Below are 17,949 nucleotides of genomic sequence, written 5' to 3'. Positions count from 1 at the left end.
TTGTGGAAGTGATCAGATAATAAAAAAAAGATGCGTCCCGCCAGGTATGCTCCTGACAAAACACATCTTTGTGCACATTATATCTGATCGTACGTCACTGAGATATGACTGATAATAAGTATCTCAGTGCCACACCTCAATTACTAACTTGGGTTGAGTATAGTATTGAGATATGGTAAAATATTGAAAAAATCGGACGTGGAACGATAAACCTTATTATATTTTGCGCGGACTTAATATAATAAAGCAAAGATACGGTAAAGATAAATAAAGTTATGCGGAGATGGCGTATGGATAGTCAGATTTTATTGAATGTTAATTTTTGCAGTGAAGTACATACTAATTTAATAGAAAAGAATGAGAAGTCTGTGTATGTGAGAGCTGGTTACAGCTTGGGTGGGCTGAGAATAGTGCCACAGGAGAATGCTGGGATATGTGTGATATGTATGGATGGACACATCAAAAGGGTGTATCCGGGTGAACTGGAGGCGGCTGTTTGCATTGAGGAGAGCTGCAGCTTCATATCTGTGGAGCAGGATCTTGGATTTGGCAGGGAGACTCTGGATACCCAAGATATGCGTCTGCTTGAAAAACTGCTGACGGCTGATCATGCATTTACAGGAAATGGTGCAGAAGATCCGATAGAGAGTGCGACAGAGGAGATCACGGAGCATATAGAGAAATGCGGATCGTTGTGGCAGAGGAATGGCATGGCTGATTCGGACATCGTGAAACAGGCGGATGTCATATATGCGGCAAAAGGGAAGATAAGCATATCAGAGCTTGCTGAGCAGATGGGATGCACCGTTAGACATGTGCATAGGAGATTTGTGGAGGAGCTGGGGGTCAGCCCCAAGAGGTTTGCCCGCATCGTGAGGATCAGGGAGACTGTGAGAAAAATGCTGGAGCATCCGGGCGGACATGTCACGGATTATATGGATGACATGGGATATTCTGACCAGGCGCATTTCCAGAGAGAGTTTAAGTGGTATACAGGGATGACCCCAGGGAGTCTGCTGAAGATACTGGGAGACAGAGCTGAACGATAAAAAACAGGCAGTGGACAAATGTCACTGCCTGCCAATTTAGAAAAAGGAATGATACTGGATACCTGTGCTTATTAGAGCGCTGTCTCTCCACGCTCGCCTGTACGGATACGAACGACATCTGCCACATCATATACGAAGATCTTACCATCACCGATCTTACCTGTGGATATTCTCTCGCAAACCTTGAAAATGATCTTGTCCGCAACATCGTCTGCTGCGATGGTCTCGATCTTTACCTTTGGAATAAGGTTTACAACATATTCGCTTCCTCTGTAAGTTGTCTTATATCCCTTCTGATTACCGTAACCCATGATGTTTGATACCATGGCACCTGTTGATTCACACTCATCAAGTATTGACTTTACATCATCAAGCTTTTCTGAACGAACTACGATTTCAAGTTTCTTCATAATTACAGTCCTCCTTTTACCCGTTGGATTTATTTTTTATGATTATAGCATAGCGAAAAATCCAATTCCATAGCACTTCGCAAATGCCGAAATTTTAAAACGATTCGAAAGATGCCAGCGGTAAAATAATACAAAAAACAGACAAATGACTTAATAATATTAAGGACAGAAGCGGGGCGGCGCTGCGTGCCAGCGGTTAATTTACAGTAATTTCATATTTGCAGGTGTTGGTAAATGTGGTATATGTGTGTTATTATATTTCTGACTGAGACTATATGTATAATCAGGAAAGGAAAATGAGATATGGCAGAGAATTATGATGATATAGATAAGAAGACACCGGATACGGTGGATACCGATGGACATGCATCGGATGATAAGGACAACGATGACGATTACGAGAAATACTGCTACCTGTGCAGGAGACCGGAGAGCGTGGCCGGCAAGCTGATACATATGCCTGGAGATATAAATATATGTGCAGACTGCATGCAGAGATCATTTGACAGCTTCAACAATTCCGGGTTTGGCAACATGCCGGGGCTTGGCAATATGCAGTTCATAGATCTGACAAATATGCCATTTGGCAATATAGATATGTCCAAGTTCAAGGCACAGAATGACGTGCCAAAGTCACAGAAAGTCAAGAAGAAGGCGCCAAAGGAAAAGAAGCAGGAGGAAGAACTCACGCTTAAGACAATTCCGGCTCCTCATAAGATCAAGGCTATGCTGGACGAGTATGTTGTGGGACAGGAATATGCCAAGAAGGTTATATCCGTGGCTGTATACAATCATTATAAGAGGGTTCTCACAGATTCCATGGATGATATAGAGATAGAGAAATCCAACATGCTGATGGTGGGACCTACAGGCTGTGGTAAGACATATATAGTCAAGACCATAGCAAGACTTCTCAAGGTGCCTCTCGCAATAACTGATGCGACAACTCTCACTGAGGCCGGTTATATAGGCGATGATGTAGAGAGCGTTCTGTCAAAGCTTCTCGCCGCCGCCGACAATGATGTGGAGAAGGCAGAGAGAGGAATCGTGTTCATAGATGAGATAGACAAGATCGCCAAGAAGCAGAACAGCAACAGCAGGGATGTGAGCGGTGAATCCGTACAGCAGGGACTGCTGAAGCTCCTCGAGGGCGCGGATGTTGAGGTACCTGTGGGATCGGGCAGCAAGAATGCTATGGTTCCCATGACGACCATCAATACAAGAAACATACTGTTTATATGTGGTGGAGCATTCCCTGATATAGAGGAGATTATAAAGCAGAGAATAAGCAGGCAGGCGTCCATGGGCTTCAAGGCTGAACTCAAGGACAAATATGATGATGATCCGAATCTGCTGAGACAGGTTACAACCGAGGATCTCCGTGAGTTTGGCATGATACCTGAGTTCCTTGGAAGACTTCCGGTACTCTTCACACTTGATGCGTTGGATAAGAATATGTACGTGAGCATACTCAAGGAGCCTAAGAATGCGATATTAAAGCAGTATAAGAAGCTCCTTGCACTGGATGAGGTGGATCTTAGATTTGACGATTCGGCATACGAGGCGATAGCCGAGGAGGCGATCAAGAGGAAGACGGGAGCCAGAGCTCTACGTGCCATCATAGAGAAATTCATGCTGGATATCATGTACCAGATCCCAAGGGATGACACCATAGGAAGGGTGACAATCACAGGTGATTATATAAAGGGCAAGGGAAGCCCTATCATAGAACTGCGCGGAACACCGGCACTTGAGGAGGCAAGCGCAACTCAGATCGATAAGCAGGACTGAACAGATCTGTAATGACAATAATGCGATAACAGGGAAATGCTACTTGATAATATTTTATCAATATGCTAGAATATCACCGTTCATTAAGGGAGTAGTCAGCGCAGAGCTTGCGTTGTGATATCAACATAATGATTGGCAGCCATCGGTCGATGATGGCGTGAATCTGGTATTACTGTAGATGATGAGACTTTCTGGACAGCTTTTAGCTGCCCGGGAGGTCTCTTTTTATATGTGTCTGTGACTGCATCCGTCAAATCTATATCAAGGAGAAAAATTATGAGTATTGCAGAGTTATTCCTGTTGGCAGTTGGTCTTTCAATGGATGCATTTGCCGTGTCTATCTGTAAGGGGTTGTCCCTGCGCAACATCAAGGTGAAGCACATGCTTATCGCAGGTGCGTGGTTTGGAGGATTTCAGGCACTTATGCCGACGGTAGGATATGTCCTCGGAAGCTTTTTTGCAGATCTGGTAAGCAAATGGTCACACTGGATCGCATTTGTGCTCCTCCTGTTCATCGGCGGAAGTATGATCAAGGAGTCGTTTGGCGAGGAAGAGGAAGTAGATGCAGATATGAGCTTTAAGGTCATGTTCCTTCTGGCGGTTGCAACCAGCATAGACGCACTGGCGGTTGGAGTGTCATTTGCATTCCTCAAGCTGTCCACTCTGTATATCATACTTGCAGTGCTGTTCATCGGATGTATCACATTCATATGTTCAGCGGTCGGAGTGAAGATCGGAAGTATATTCGGAACAAAGTACAAGTCAAAGGCTGAGCTTGCCGGAGGTATCATACTTATACTCATAGGAGTAAAGGTTGTTCTGGACGGACTAGGTATATTGTAACCTTAACATAAAATAAATGGACAATAGTATGGTTTATGGCATACAATGTGTAGATAGGTTATGTGAAGGGACAATATATTAAGTAAGGAGTAGATGTATGACCAGATTCAAAAAGAATATGAGAAGATTTGTCGTGGCTGCTGTTGTCGGAGCCATGGCCATGTCGATGACTGCATGTACTTCTCATATGTTTGATGAGAAGACTATCACAGGAACAATAAAGGATAATGCGGACGACTACACAAAGGTGCAGAAGGAGTTCGAGGAATATCTGCACGATGAGTATGTGGACAGTGTGACATCGGACACACTCTCGTACAACTATGAGATAAAGGATGGGGATGCCCTTGGTATTCCTGAGCCGGAGGTATCTCTGGGCGATTCGGATATGAGCGATGAGGGAATCAAAAAACGTAAGGCTGAGTTTGATGAGTCCTTTGACAAGCTCAAGTCATTTGACAGGGACGATCTCACGGAGAGCCAGCAGCTCACATACGATATACTTAATCAGTATCTGGAGACGGAGTCAGAGGGTTATCTGAACATATACCTCAGCGAGCCGTTCTCACCTATGAAGGGACTGCAGTCGAATATATCCACATATTTCACAGACTACCGTTTTGACGACAAGGGTGATGTGGAGAGATATCTCCAGGTGCTTGGAATGGTAAGGGATTATTTTGATGACAATCTAGAGTTTGAGAAGACAAAGTCCGAGAAGGGATATTTTATGAGTGATGCCGTGTGCGATAAGGTCATCGAGCAGTGCGAAGACTTCATCAAGGACAAGGACAATCACTTCATGATACAGGTGTTCAACGATAACATTGAGGCGCTGGACTTCCTGACTGCGGACGAGATAGCGGACTTTGAGGAACAGAACAAGAAGGCTGTTGCGGAAAGTCTTATACCTGCATATGAGGATGTTATAGATGTGCTGTCATCGCTCAAGGGAACCGGTAAGAACCAGGGCGGTGTGTGTGGCTATGAAGGTGGTAAAGAGTATTACGCTTACCTTTTGAAGGACGCTGCGGGAACTGATAAGACACCTGAGGAAGTGGCACAGATGCTGGATGACAACCTGTCAGATCTCATGACAGATCTGTATTCCATAGCCATGACACAGTACGATTCATATGAATATTTTGTGGAGCACTACGATGACCTCTTTGGAGACAGTGACTCAAAGGAGCCTTCAGAAATAATAGATATACTCATGAATACAGCCACCAAGAACTACCCAGACTTTGGAGAGATAAAGTATCAGGCGAAGAAGCTTGATAAGAGCCTTGAGGATATTCAGGAGAATACGCTGGCATACTATATGTCACCTGCGATCGATGACCAGGACAACAACCTTATCAGGGTAAATGGCAAACATACGGATGGTATGTGGACCACACTTGCCCATGAGGGATATCCGGGACACATGCTGCAGAATGCATACTACATGTCAACAGATCCTGAACCGGTACGTACCATATTAAGCTTCCTTGGATACAAGGAGGGCTGGGCAATGTATGCGTGCTATGATGCCATAAACTATTACACATTTGATGGGGCATCTGATTCGGACACCGTTGCAAAACTGTACAGGTTAAACGATGAGATCAATTATCTCATAAGTGGAAGGATCGATATAGGAATCAACTATGAGGGCTGGTCACTGCAGGAAGCAAAAGATTACCTGAATGAAAAGGGATTCAACGGCGATGCTGCCGACGATCTGTATACTACCATGATAGGTGATCCTGCCGTATACCAGAGTTATTCAACAGGCTTCTATGAGATGCAGGAGATCAGGGATTATGCTGAGGAACAGCTTGGATCAAAGTTTGACCTGAAGGAGTTCAATACAGTCGTTCTCGAGACAGGTCCATGCCAGTTCAATATCCTGAAGCAGCAGGTTCAGAAGTATATTGATACAAAACAATAAAATAGAATATAGCCGGTACATATAATGTACAGATGGAGACATACCGCAGCCGGAGAAATTTCCGTGCTGCGGTATTTTTGTGTAAAGATTCGGAATTTGCTGCATATACTATATAGATTGCCCCTGGAGGGATGTGCGGTGATATCAGATGCTGTTTACTCAGAGGATTATGTGGAATATATAATAGAATACAACGGAGACAGGGAAGTTCTGATGGATCTGTATCAGCCATACGGGCTCAACATAATAGACGACAGATATGCGGTGGCATATCAGCCGTTTCCGGCCGGGTATATGGAGAGTTTTTCAAGGCTTGAGTACAATCTTTTCCCAAAAGTGTACGGTCTGATGGACGATGTGGGGGCTCTTGAGGCTATAGGGGTTATCAATATCCAGCAGGAAAATATACTCGGACTCACCGGAAAGGGGATACTGCTTGGCATCGTCGATACGGGGATCGATATATTTGGCAGTTCATTTGTGCGGGATGGGGGTAAGACAAAGATACTTGCGGCGTGGGATCAGACTGTGGAGGAGGCTGACAACGCATCATACGGCTACGGCAGGGAGTATAGCACGGAGGAGATACAGGCTGCTGTGGATGAGAGACAAAGGATATTGACGGATACCACCGGGCATGGAAGCTTCTGCGCGGGAACGGCTGTGAGTGTGGCTCCGTCGGCAGACCTGGTGGTGGTGAAGTTAAAGCAGGCAAAGCAGAATCTACGCAGTTTTTATGGTATTCCATCGGATGCAAATGCGTACAGTGAGGTTGACATAATGACAGCGATAGCATATCTGCTTGAGCAGCAGAAAAAGCTGCGCATGCCTATGAGCATACTCGTGACGCTTGGGACCAACAGTGGAAGCCATACGGGGGCGGAAGCACTTGACAAATATATAAACAACATAGGAGAGCTTCAGGGGCTTGCGGTATCTGCTGCCGGTGGCAACGAGGGGAGAGCAGGACATCATTATTCCGGGATCGTCACAGGGGCATACGATGTCGTTGAGATCGATGTGGCAGATCGCAACAGCTTTACACTTGAGATATGGGGTAAGTCCACCAATACCTACTCGGTGGCCATAGAGATTCCCGGCGGGGAATTTATAGAGAGGATATCGCCGAGGTATGACAGGAGCTCGATCATCCGTCCGATATTTGGAGGTGGGATGATATATGTCGACTATTTTCTCATAGAGGATTCTGCTGGGCAGGAGCTCATCATGCTCAGATTTATAACCCCGGCAAATGGTATATGGCGGATAAGGGTGTACGGTGTTGGAACCACGGAGCTCAGCTTTAACGCGTGGCTGCCCATAAGCAGCTTTGTATCCCCGGGGACGAGATTTGTGTCAAGTGATCCGGGGGTGACCATAACCAGCCCGGCGGTGGCGGAGACTGCGATATGCACTTGCGCATATGATCACTCAAATGGTAATCTGTATATAGACAACAGCAGAGGCTATACGGCGGACGGTAGGGTGAAACCGGATCTTCTCGCTCCCGGAGTGAATATAAGGAGAGAAGGAGCCAGCGGGGAGACGGTTATAAGAAGCGGCACCTCAGTGGCGGCTTCATACACTGCGGGCTGCAGTGCCATCATGCTTGAGTGGTCGTATGGGAGAAAGATGATAAGGAATATAAACGGCAACCAGATAAGGGGCTACCTGATAAGGGGAGCGGTGAGACCGGGAAGTTCGGGCGGGCTTTTGGAGATCAGGCAGTATCCGAATCCCGAGTGGGGATATGGCCTGCTGAACATTTACAATACATTTGAAAGTCTCAGGAATGTGTGAGGATAAGTTATGGGAAGAACATGCAGAGAAGAGCTGGCGAGCGGCGGTACGCTAATAATAAGTGAGAATGACTTCAGGATAGAGTATTTCTTCCCGGGGCCGGATGGACGCTATGGTGGAGTGAGGGTCAATATTCCGGGAAGGAAAGTTGAGACCTATATGAGGGCATGGCAGAAGAATTATGAAAGGTACGAAGAGCTTCAGAAGGCGGCGGGTGCAAGTGTGGTGAAGAGACCGGCTGCGATGAGAGGTGAGTGCGGAATGACGATACGGACCGGTTTCATGGACGGAGTATACCTGAAGGGAAGCCACATGAGAGTGACGGAAAGGGTGCAGCTCGACATGATAATCCGGGATTATGGATACGCTCTGGACAGATGGAAGAAGTCCGGGCAAATGCCTGAAAGTAGTGATTGTTAGTCTGCGTGATACTGTGCTATAATGCATCTGTGTGGTCAGAAACGGGAGGAGTATGACATGCATTAATTCACACTATTTATAAGAACGGAGGATAATATAATATGTATATAACATGTCTTGATTTAGAGGGAGTACTGGTGCCTGAGATTTGGATCGCATTTGCGGAGGCAAGTGGAATACCTGAGCTTAAGAGAACAACAAGGGATGAGCCTGACTACGATAAGCTCATGAACTGGAGACTTGGTATACTTAAGGAGCACGGACTTGGACTCAAGGAGATACAGGAGACTATAGCAAAGATAGATCCTATCCCTGGAGCAAAGGAGTTTCTGGATGAGCTGAGATCCATAGGACAGGTGATAATCATAAGCGATACATTTTCACAGTTTGCAGGACCTCTCATGAAGAAGCTCGGTTACCCTACAATATTCTGTAATGAGCTGATCGTTGCAGATGACGGTGAGATCACAGGCTTCAAGATGAGATGCCCACAGTCGAAGCTCACAACAGTCAAGGCTCTGCAGTCAATCGGCTACGACACTATAGCAAGCGGTGACAGCCACAACGATCTGGGAATGATCTATGCGAGCAAGGCAGGCTTCCTGTTCAAGAGCACAGATCAGATCAAGGCGGATAATCCTGATCTTGAGGCATTTGAGACATACGATGAGCTTCTTGCGGCCATCAAGAAGGCAATGGACTAGTTGGAGATACAGATATGAAGTACAAGAGTGTAGATGAGATCGAGACGCTCTCTTTCAGGGATGCGACTCTGATCAGATGTATATATTCGGAGAAGCAGGGAATCCTGGAATTTGAATTTGACGGCGCGGTAGTCAGAGAGGACAACTCTGCAAATGAGCTCTATACTGACAGATATGCCAGTGATATGCAGGTCAGATTCACTGAGCCTGAGATCGAGGCACTTCTGCTCGAGGGTCATAAGTATTACGATGCGAACGATGTTCTCCAGGAGTCAGTACCGGATAAGCCTGTGGACAGGGCGGACTATGAGGATGTGCTGAAGAGCTTTGAGGGCAAGGTTGTATTTTATTCGGGCCAGCCAAAGGAGATGCTCAAGTCTTCGGAGAATGCTGATAGAAAATGCTATCAGATGATAATAGATGTGGATGAGGAATCCTATGTTCTGAGTTTTTACTATGATAAGGTGATCGCACAGTGGGAGCACTTTATGAACAAGGTGATGAACTAGCCTGACGGTTCGGCAGGGATCAGGAAAGGAAGATGCGGCAGATGGCAAAGAGGATACGCCGGTATATAGCATATATTGATGAGCTTTTAAAGAGGAATGATGTGGACTTTGCACGGGAGGCAGAGAGACATCTCACGCAGGTAGGATTTTTCATGCATGAGAGACTTATCCACCTCATAGTGCTGGTATTGTTTGCCGTATTGACGGTTGCAACATGTATAACATTTGTCGTGACGGCCAATATATCGCTGCTGATACTTGCACTTGCATTCATGGTGCTGCTTGTTCCATACATAATGCACTATCATCTTCTTGAGAACAGTGTCCAGTATATGTATGAGCAATACGACAGAATGCTCGAGAAGGCGGGCATAGATGCGTTTGTAAACAGATGATTGGTGAAAGGCGGTAAAGCATATATGTTCAATTTCGTTATGGGTATCGTGATGATCGGAATAGGCGCAATAAGTGTGGCTCATGCATTTTTTTCAAAAAATATGGCGGGCTTCATATTCTTCGGCATACTGATGATCGGATTCGGAATAGTGGAGCTGGTCAGATCCAGGGGCGTAAAGGCCAGAAAGAAGGCTGCCAGAGACAGAGAGTTTGACATGTACAATCTCATTGCGTCGGAGATGGGAGTCAAGATCAATCCGCTCACAGGAGAGATGCTGAGCTCAGACAAGAAGGGTGAAGACGAACAAGTGACTGTTACTGAAGCTGATGATGCAGCGGATGTGGCAGAATAAGAACATAGAATAAAGCGGCATGGAGGTTTTTAGATACCTCCGTGCCGCTTGTTTTTTCATGCGGGATATTTCATCTATTTATAATCAGAGAAATCATACTCTGCAAATGTCTTCCCGTGCTCATCGGATCTGTACACCTTGCCATCGCTGGAGTCGATATAGAAATCACCGACCTTGGTGTCGCCCTCTTTATTGTTGTCGTGGAGCTCGATGTGGTAGCCTGTTTTTCCACCGGAAAATTCTGTGAGATCCTTGTCACTGTTGGCAACCTCGAATCTTCCGTCACCTGCGGGAAGCTGATCCATGAACCAGTCCTGGGCATCATCGAATGAACCGAAGATGCCTGACACGGTGTTTCCCACGCCGTCAGCGACATCCTTTACACCGTCGGCCACGCCGTCAGCGACATCCTTTACAGCGTCGGCTGCTCCGCCTACAACGCCTTTGTCAGATGAGTCGGTGCTGTTTCCCTCAGAGCTGTTACCATTCTGAGACTCAGATGTTGTCTGGGTGCTGGCTGCTGAAGATGAGCCAGTGCTTGAAGCACCGTTTGAATTGCCACAACCACAGAAGATGATCATGGTGAGTGTCATACACGTCACAAGTAAAAAGTATTTTTTCATTGTACATGTTCTCCTTTTTTAATATTTGCTATTTATATTCTCCGTATATCTGAGAAATATTCATGGCATAAAAAATAGACACATAATTAAAAATAAAAAATAATATAATAGAAAAAATGCTATAGGCGGCGAGGATCATTTGAAAAAAATTGACAATGTGCAGGAGGTGACTGACAGATGGCAGTATATTATGCTGGCGGTTGCCATATTTCTTGCCATAATTTTCTGTTGTTATTACATAATCAGCCAGTCGAGGTGGGGCTTTTATACTGCCGGAGGGCCGGTCAGGCAGCAGGCAAATGTCCTGGGGGCGGATGAGAGCACACCATCGGAGGTGGATGGGGCAAATGATACCGGGGAGATGCAGCCGGAGAAGGACGAAACGGAGTCTGATGCGGAGCCGGAGATAACGAAGAGGGCGTATCTCACATTTGACGATGGGCCATCCGGGAACACAGTGGAGATACTGGATATCCTTGATAAATACGATGTGAAGGCAACATTTTTTGTCGTGGGGCGCGACAAGAGCTATTATGATGCCTACCGGGATATAGTGGATAGGGGACATACACTGGGGCTTCATTCGTACACCCATGATTACGATAAAATATATGGAAGCCTTGCTGATTTCTCCGAAGATATTGAGGAATTGCGAAATTTATTGTATGATGTAACAGGTGTAAATTGTGTATATTACAGATTCCCGGGCGGCAGTTCAAATACGGTATCCAGAGTGGATATGAACACCCTGATAGACTATGTGAATGCCGAGGGGCTTATATATTATGATTGGAATGCGCTGAACAATGATGCCGTGTGTGGCAGCTACACGCCGGAGCAGCTTGTCGACAATATCATGAATGATGCATTGCAGCACGACGATGTGGTCATATTGATGCATGATCTTGAGTCAAGGCACACCACGGTGGAATCACTGCCGATGCTCATTGAAAGACTCCGGGATGATGGGTATGAGCTGCTGCCTATAGATGAGAATGCACCACTTATCAGGCACAGATGAGAAGGGACGGACATATGCCATGACTTATGAAGAGGCAAGAAGTTATATAGAATATACGGACACCATGGGAAGCGTTCTGGGGCTTGACAGTATAAAGGAGCTGCTGAGAAGGCTGGGCGATCCGCAGGACGCAGTCCCGGTTATACATATAGCAGGAACAAATGGCAAAGGTTCGATATGCGCATTTCTGGACGAGATACTTGAGAGTGCAGGATACAGTGTGGGAAGATATATATCTCCGACGATATTTACATATCTTGAGAGATTTCAGATAGATAAGGAATATATGTCTGAGGAGGATTTTGCCGTATATCTAGAGACGGTGAAAGATGCAGCGGATGACATGGTGTCGGACGGCTGGGGAAGGCCCACATCGTTTGAGACGGAGACAGCGGTGGCGTTCTGTTATTTCTGCGACAAAAAGGTCGATTTCCTGTTGCTTGAGACCGGAATGGGAGGCCTGGAGGATGCCACAAATGTGTGTAGCCACCCGGTCTGTACGATAATAGCAAGTATAAGCATGGATCACATGCATTTCCTCGGGAATACCCTGAGGGATATATACAGACAGAAGCTTGGAATATTGAAAAAGAACTGCCCATGTGTGGCGTACCCGCTTGCCTCAGAGCTTGAGGATATGTGGGATATGGCATGTGAGCAGAATAATATATCGGACTCGGCGGTACTTATCAGGGAGAAGGATATAGAGATATGCGGAGAGTCAGTAGGTGGAAGTGAATATATATATGACGGACAGAGATACGAACTTCAGGTTCCGGGCATATATCAGATATATAACAGTACCACAGCGGCTGCGACCGCACATGTTCTCATGAGGCTTGGATACGAGCTGACTGAGGATGACATAAGGAGAGGGCTTAAAGCGACGTTCTGGAAGGGAAGATTCCAGAAGCTTATGGACAAACCTCTAATGTATGTGGACGGCGCGCACAATCCGGGAGGCTGGAGAGCACTTAGACAGAACATAGATGAGTATTTTGCCGGAAGAGACCTCATATATATATGTGGTGTGTTCAAGGACAAAGACTATGAGCAGATGCTCAGGATCATGATGCCGGGGGCTTCTGCGTTCATAGCAGTTGAGCCGGATAACCCGAGAGCACTTTCAAGGCATGAGCTGAAAAAGCTGGCAGGGACATATATAGATGAAGTCTATGAGCAGGAAGATGTGGACGATGCCGTGAGGCAGGCGATGACGCTGGCTGATGGCAGGCGGGATTCGGTGGTGATGGTATTTGGCTCGCTGTCATTTATTGGGCCGATCATAGACCGTGCGGAACATGGAGGATATATAGAAAGCTGATGCAGACAGAGATGGACAGAGTGGACAGAATCATATACAACGATGAATACAGACGTCTCATGGAGACTGTGCGGAACAAGGAGACCGACAGGATATTCTGCCGGCATGGACTTGAGCACTGCCTGGATGTTGCCAGGATAGCGTATATAATGAATATCGAACAGGGATATGCGATAGACAGGGAGATCATATATGCCACGGCACTTCTTCACGATGTGGGACGGGCAGATCCTGATGACACCGGCAGGAAGCATCATGAGCTGAGTGTTGAGTATGCGGGCAGAATACTGGAGCAGTGCGGATTTTCCACGCAGGAGAATGAGCAGATATGTGATGCCATAGGCTCACACAATACAGACGGTGCTGAGCGGGAAGGACTGGCATATGTGTTGTATAATGCGGATAAGCTGTCTCGAAACTGTTTTGACTGCGAGGCATCAGACCAGTGTTACTGGCTGGAGAGTGCACGCAATACAGGGATAAAATATTAAGGGAAATACCAAGGGGTCGCACGTCATGTGCGGATATTTAATATCTGGAGGATAAAAGGATGATAATAGGAAACAAGACATTTGAGAGTGGAAAAGAACCTTATGTGATGGGGATACTGAATGTGACCCCGGATTCATTTTCGGATGGAGGACAGCATAACACCATGGACACAGCTCTGTTTACCACAGAGAAGATGATAGCTGAGGGTGCTGTGATAATAGATGTTGGCGGTGAGTCCACAAGACCTGGATATACAAAGATATCGGATGAGGAGGAGATAGAGAGGACCGCACCGATCATAGAGGCGATAAAGAGAGATTTCGACGTGGCAGTATCACTCGACACATACAAGTCTGCGGTGGCTGAGGCTGGTATACATGCAGGTGCAGATCTCATAAACGATATATGGGGACTGAAGTACGATGAGAAGATGGCGGCTGTCATAGCGAAGTACGACAAGGCGTGCTGTCTTATGCACAACAGGGAGAACACAGATTACACAGACTATCTGGCTGATGTTGTATCAGATCTGGATGAGTCGGTTAACATGGCTCTGGCAGCAGGCATAGACAGGGACAAGATCATGGTGGATCCGGGAATAGGATTTGCAAAGGATCTGCATCAGAATCTGCTCCTCATGAACAATCTGGAGCTGCTCCACAAATGGGATCTCCCGATACTCCTCGGAACGTCGAGAAAGTCGATGATAGGACTTACACTTGATCTTCCGGTGACCGAGCGCGAGGAGGGAACAGTTGCCACATCAGTGCTTGGGCTTGTGAAGGGCTGCGATTTCTTCAGAGTACACGATGTGAAGAGCAACTACAGAGCACTCAAGATGACGCATGCGATGCTGAGTGCCAGATAAAATATAGCGGAGGTGCGGTATGGACAGTATCAATATAAAAGGACTTGAGGTATTTGCACATCACGGAGTGTACAGGGAGGAGAATGTCCTTGGACAGAAGTTCGTGGTGGACGTATCCATGCAGGTGTCGACCCAGGAGGCCGGCAGAAGTGATGATATAAGAAAATCTGTGAACTATGGCAGCGTGTGCGAGGGCATACAGAAGGTCATGAAGAACAGAAATTATAAATTGATAGAGACTGTGGCTGAGGAGATAGCAGACATGATACTTCTCACTTACGATGATGTGAGAGGGGTAAATGTGACGGTAAAGAAGCCGTGGGCTCCGGTCATGGTACATGTAGATACAGTGTCCGTGTCCATAAGCAGAAAAAAGCACACAGCATATCTTGGACTTGGGTCAAATATCGGCGACAGGGAATCATATCTGGACATGGCCATAGATGAGCTGAACAAGGATAAATACACCAAGGTGACAAGAGTATCAGATTTTATAGAGACCGAGCCGTATGGCGGCGTTGAGCAGGACGATTTCCTGAACGGCTGTCTGGAGATAGAGACGCTCAGGACTCCTGAGGAACTGCTGAGACTGGTGAATGGAATAGAGAAAGCGGCGGGAAGAGAGAGGCTGATCCACTGGGGACCGAGAACTCTGGATATCGATATCCTGCTTTATGATGATGTCGTGTATGACAGTGAGGATCTTCACATACCACACGTGGAGATGCACAAGAGAGAGTTTGTACTTGAACCGTTGTCCGCGATAGCGGGATACAAGAGGCACCCGCTGCTTGGCAAGACAATATCCGAGCTTCGTGCCGGGCTGGACAAACAGTGATAAATTTGACACTTCAAGTGGAAGGATAGATAGAATGAATACATTGGAAGAGATAAACAGTCTGGAGGAGCAGATACAGCAGCTTATCACCAGAAAGAATGAGCTTATCGACAGAGCGTGTGTTGAGGGCAGAGATATTGCGCTGGCACATATAAGCTCTGATGTGGTGAGCGGGTTTGTGCCCGTGGATCATCTGAAGGTCGATAAAGACACGGTGGTTGTATACCAGGGTGTTCCGGGGGCTTACAGTCATCAGGCTATGCATGACTATTTTGGCAAGGATATAAAAAATGTAAATGTTGCAAAATTTGAGGATGTCATAGAGACGGTGAAGAGCGGCAAGGCTGATTACGGAGTCCTGCCTATAGAGAATTCCTCTGCCGGATTTGTGAGTGGTATATATGATATGGTTGGCAGCAGCGGCCTGACCATCGTGGGCGGAGACGAGGTCAAGGTGGCACATATGCTCATGGGAGTTCCGGGCTCAAAGCTTTCTGATATACAGACTGTATATTCCCATCCGCAGGGGCTTCTGCAGTGCAGTGAATTCCTAAACAGAGCCGGATACGCACAGTGCCCGGTTGCGAACACTGCAGTGGGTGCGGTGAAGGTCAGGGATGAAGGTGATATTACCCAGGCTGCCATAGCGAGCGCTCTTGCCGCAGATATATACGGACTTGAGATACTCAAGGACGATATAGTCAACAATGAGAACAACACAACGAGATTTATCATACTGTCAAAGAAAAAGGAGTATGTGAAGAGTGCGGGAAATATATCCGTATGCTTTGCACTGCCACATGAGAGTGGAACCCTTTACAGTATACTTGGACATATAAAACATAACGGGCTCAATATGACAAGCATTGAGTCGAGGCCTCTCAGGGGAAGAAAATGGGAATATTCATTCTTCATAACTCTTGAGGGAAGTCTCATGGATCCGGCGACGATAGATGCGCTGGACCATATAAATAAGGATTCTATGGATTTCAAGATAATTGGAACATACTGATAAGTAACATGAAAGGTGGGGTAGATATGGCAAGTAAGGTATTTGCAGCCATCGATGTAGGTTCTAACGAGCTGTCAATGAAGGTGTATGAGATAACTCCCAAAAAAGGGGCGAGGGAGATCGATTACGTCAACAGCACAGTTGAGCTCGGAAGTGATACCTACAACAGTGGCAGGATAACCGAGGATTCCATAATGAAGGTATGTGAGATCCTCAACAAATTCCGCAGGAAGATGAGGGAATACGATGTGCGTGAATACAAGGCGTATGCATCGTCCGCTGTGCGTGAGGCGGAGAATTCAGTCATGGTCCTTGAGAGGATAAAGCAGCACACAGGCATCGACGTCTCAGTGCTCAGCAACTCGGAGCAGAGATTCATGAACTACAAGGCGTATGCGGCAAAGTCGAAGTTTGAGGATGCCGACACGAAGAACAGGGCGCTTCTGGACATAGGAGCGGGAAGTCTCCAGATATCTATATTTGACAAGCAGAATCTGATCCAGACACAGAACCTTCCTATAGGAGCCGTGAGAATAAGGGATTATCTGGCAAAATACGGCGCAGACACGGTGGCTCTGGAGAATATCATGGAGGAGTTCGTATCGAACTTCATAGAGGAGTTCAGGAACCTCTTTATAAACGATAAGGACATCAAGAGCATAATAGCCATAGGAGACGGAATCGCAAATCTGAAGAAGGTCGGACCGGAGCTGAATATCACAGACAAGATCACAAGAGATCAGTTCCGCGTGCTTTATCACAAGGTAGTTGAGACCACCCCGGAGGTCCTTTCAGAAAAATATGGTGTGCCATACGAGAGGGCGACACTGATGCTTCCGATGGCGATCATTTACCAGTCATTCCTCGACAACTCAAGGGCGGAGGATATCATCACGCCGGATGTTACGTTCTGTGACGGAATAGTTGCCGATTATATGGATAAGAACGGAACGCTTCTGCTGAATAAGAATTTCGACGAGGATATCATTGCATCGGCAAACAGCATAGCCAAGAAATATAAGGTCAACAGGAAGCACACACAGAATGTGACGCAGAACGCACTGGATATATTTGATTCCTTCAAGAGCGTCCACGGACTCGGAAGGAGAGAGAGACTGCAGCTCCAGATCGCAGCCATGCTCCACAGTTGTGGCAAATTTGTAAATATGAACGTGGGCACCATGATGTCCTATCACATAATCATGTCCACGGAGATACTTGGACTGTCCCACAAGGAGAGGGAGGAGATTGCAAATATTGTGAAGTTCAACGAGTATTATCTCCCTTCACAGACAAAGGCACAGGTATCGCTGATGACTGCGGATTACATGAAGGTCGCCAAGCTGGCATCCATACTGAGACTTGCGGATGTCCTTGACAAGAGCCACAGGCAGAAGATAAGTGATATGAAGTTCAGCTTCAAGGACTACGTGCTCACGATGACGGTAGATACACTGAATGATATTACGCTTGAGGCAGGGGTGTTCAAGACAAAGACTGAACTGTTCAGAAAGGTCTTTGGAGTGAAGCCTGTGTTAAAACAGAAAAGGGGGTTGTAAA

The 17,949-nt window shown here is 46.5% G+C and carries 19 protein-coding genes; 17 read left to right on the top strand and 2 right to left on the bottom strand.

The window, feature by feature from the left end; all coding sequences use genetic code 11:
* Positions 1–290: 290 nt before the first annotated feature.
* On the top strand, positions 291–1,049 hold the full coding sequence (locus GT575_RS08770; protein WP_055223321.1) for a helix-turn-helix transcriptional regulator: 759 nt from the start codon (positions 291–293) through the stop codon (positions 1,047–1,049).
* A gap of 71 nt (positions 1,050–1,120) precedes the next feature.
* Here GT575_RS08770 and GT575_RS08765 read toward each other — a convergent pair whose 3' ends face one another.
* Complete coding sequence (locus GT575_RS08765) at positions 1,121–1,459, bottom strand: P-II family nitrogen regulator (protein WP_015533899.1); 339 nt, start codon at positions 1,457–1,459, stop codon at positions 1,121–1,123.
* 303 nt (positions 1,460–1,762) lie between these two features.
* Between GT575_RS08765 and clpX the strand changes: the two genes are divergently transcribed.
* From clpX to GT575_RS08720, 9 genes are all read left to right on the top strand, one after another.
* Positions 1,763–3,250 carry an ATP-dependent Clp protease ATP-binding subunit ClpX gene (clpX, locus tag GT575_RS08760; RefSeq protein WP_015533898.1) on the top strand — a complete coding sequence of 496 codons (1,488 nt, stop codon included), beginning with the start codon at positions 1,763–1,765 and terminating at the stop codon, positions 3,248–3,250.
* Between the two features lie 276 nt (positions 3,251–3,526).
* Entirely contained in the window at positions 3,527–4,093 is a 567-nt protein-coding gene (locus GT575_RS08755) for a manganese efflux pump MntP (protein WP_015533897.1), read from the top strand.
* A gap of 97 nt (positions 4,094–4,190) precedes the next feature.
* A complete protein-coding gene (locus GT575_RS08750) occupies positions 4,191–6,029 on the top strand; it encodes a DUF885 domain-containing protein (protein ID WP_015533896.1) in 1,839 nt (612 codons plus the stop codon).
* A 138-nt stretch (positions 6,030–6,167) separates the two neighbouring features.
* The gene (locus GT575_RS08745; protein WP_161171883.1) at positions 6,168–7,829 is read left to right on the top strand and encodes a S8 family peptidase; all 1,662 of its coding nucleotides are present in this window, start codon (positions 6,168–6,170) and stop codon (positions 7,827–7,829) included.
* 9 nt (positions 7,830–7,838) lie between these two features.
* On the top strand, positions 7,839–8,249 hold the full coding sequence (locus tag GT575_RS08740; RefSeq protein ID WP_015533895.1) for a hypothetical protein: 411 nt from the start codon (positions 7,839–7,841) through the stop codon (positions 8,247–8,249).
* Between the two features lie 101 nt (positions 8,250–8,350).
* Positions 8,351–8,953: a bifunctional phosphoserine phosphatase/homoserine phosphotransferase ThrH gene (thrH, locus tag GT575_RS08735; RefSeq protein WP_015533894.1), complete on the top strand. Its 603-nt coding sequence runs from the start codon at positions 8,351–8,353 to the stop codon at positions 8,951–8,953.
* A gap of 14 nt (positions 8,954–8,967) precedes the next feature.
* Positions 8,968–9,462: a hypothetical protein gene (locus GT575_RS08730; RefSeq protein WP_015533893.1), complete on the top strand. Its 495-nt coding sequence runs from the start codon at positions 8,968–8,970 to the stop codon at positions 9,460–9,462.
* Positions 9,463–9,503: 41 nt separating this feature from the next.
* Positions 9,504–9,857, top strand: coding sequence for a hypothetical protein (locus GT575_RS08725; protein WP_055273339.1), 354 nt, complete (start codon positions 9,504–9,506; stop codon positions 9,855–9,857).
* A 24-nt stretch (positions 9,858–9,881) separates the two neighbouring features.
* Positions 9,882–10,211, top strand: coding sequence for a hypothetical protein (locus GT575_RS08720; protein WP_055273341.1), 330 nt, complete (start codon positions 9,882–9,884; stop codon positions 10,209–10,211).
* A 74-nt stretch (positions 10,212–10,285) separates the two neighbouring features.
* On the opposite strand, the gene GT575_RS08715 is transcribed toward GT575_RS08720, so the two are convergent.
* Positions 10,286–10,834 (bottom strand): hypothetical protein, encoded by a 549-nt coding sequence (locus GT575_RS08715; protein ID WP_161171882.1) that lies wholly within the window; start codon positions 10,832–10,834, stop codon positions 10,286–10,288.
* Positions 10,835–10,973: 139 nt separating this feature from the next.
* On the opposite strand from GT575_RS08715, the gene GT575_RS08710 reads away from it, so the two are divergent.
* The 7 genes from GT575_RS08710 to GT575_RS08680 are packed head-to-tail and all read left to right on the top strand — an operon-like array spanning position 10,974 to position 17,948.
* Positions 10,974–11,855, top strand: coding sequence for a polysaccharide deacetylase family protein (locus GT575_RS08710; protein WP_243106225.1), 882 nt, complete (start codon positions 10,974–10,976; stop codon positions 11,853–11,855).
* A gap of 19 nt (positions 11,856–11,874) precedes the next feature.
* Positions 11,875–13,179 carry a bifunctional folylpolyglutamate synthase/dihydrofolate synthase gene (locus tag GT575_RS08705; protein WP_243147865.1) on the top strand — a complete coding sequence of 435 codons (1,305 nt, stop codon included), beginning with the start codon at positions 11,875–11,877 and terminating at the stop codon, positions 13,177–13,179.
* Positions 13,179–13,670 (top strand): HD domain-containing protein, encoded by a 492-nt coding sequence (locus GT575_RS08700; RefSeq protein WP_118758299.1) that lies wholly within the window; start codon positions 13,179–13,181, stop codon positions 13,668–13,670. The genes GT575_RS08705 and GT575_RS08700 overlap by 1 nt, the downstream gene beginning before the upstream one ends.
* Positions 13,671–13,729: 59 nt before the next feature.
* A complete protein-coding gene (folP, locus tag GT575_RS08695; protein ID WP_015533887.1) occupies positions 13,730–14,539 on the top strand; it encodes a dihydropteroate synthase in 810 nt (269 codons plus the stop codon).
* A 19-nt stretch (positions 14,540–14,558) separates the two neighbouring features.
* Positions 14,559–15,377 (top strand): 2-amino-4-hydroxy-6-hydroxymethyldihydropteridine diphosphokinase, encoded by an 819-nt coding sequence (gene folK / locus GT575_RS08690; RefSeq protein WP_161171880.1) that lies wholly within the window; start codon positions 14,559–14,561, stop codon positions 15,375–15,377.
* The gene (locus tag GT575_RS08685) at positions 15,331–16,389 is read left to right on the top strand and encodes a prephenate dehydratase (RefSeq protein ID WP_238051341.1); all 1,059 of its coding nucleotides are present in this window, start codon (positions 15,331–15,333) and stop codon (positions 16,387–16,389) included. The genes folK and GT575_RS08685 overlap by 47 nt, the downstream gene beginning before the upstream one ends.
* Positions 16,390–16,415: 26 nt before the next feature.
* The gene (locus tag GT575_RS08680) at positions 16,416–17,948 is read left to right on the top strand and encodes a Ppx/GppA phosphatase family protein (RefSeq protein ID WP_055146896.1); all 1,533 of its coding nucleotides are present in this window, start codon (positions 16,416–16,418) and stop codon (positions 17,946–17,948) included.
* The last annotated feature ends 1 nt before the right edge of the window (position 17,949 follow it).

It is taken from the genome of Coprococcus sp. BIOML-A2 (genome assembly GCF_009875795.1).
GTDB classification, from domain to species: domain Bacteria; phylum Bacillota; class Clostridia; order Lachnospirales; family Lachnospiraceae; genus Coprococcus; species Coprococcus aceti.
The sequence above is the reverse complement of the archived record's forward strand: the minus strand, read 5'-3'. Positions and strand labels throughout refer to the sequence as shown.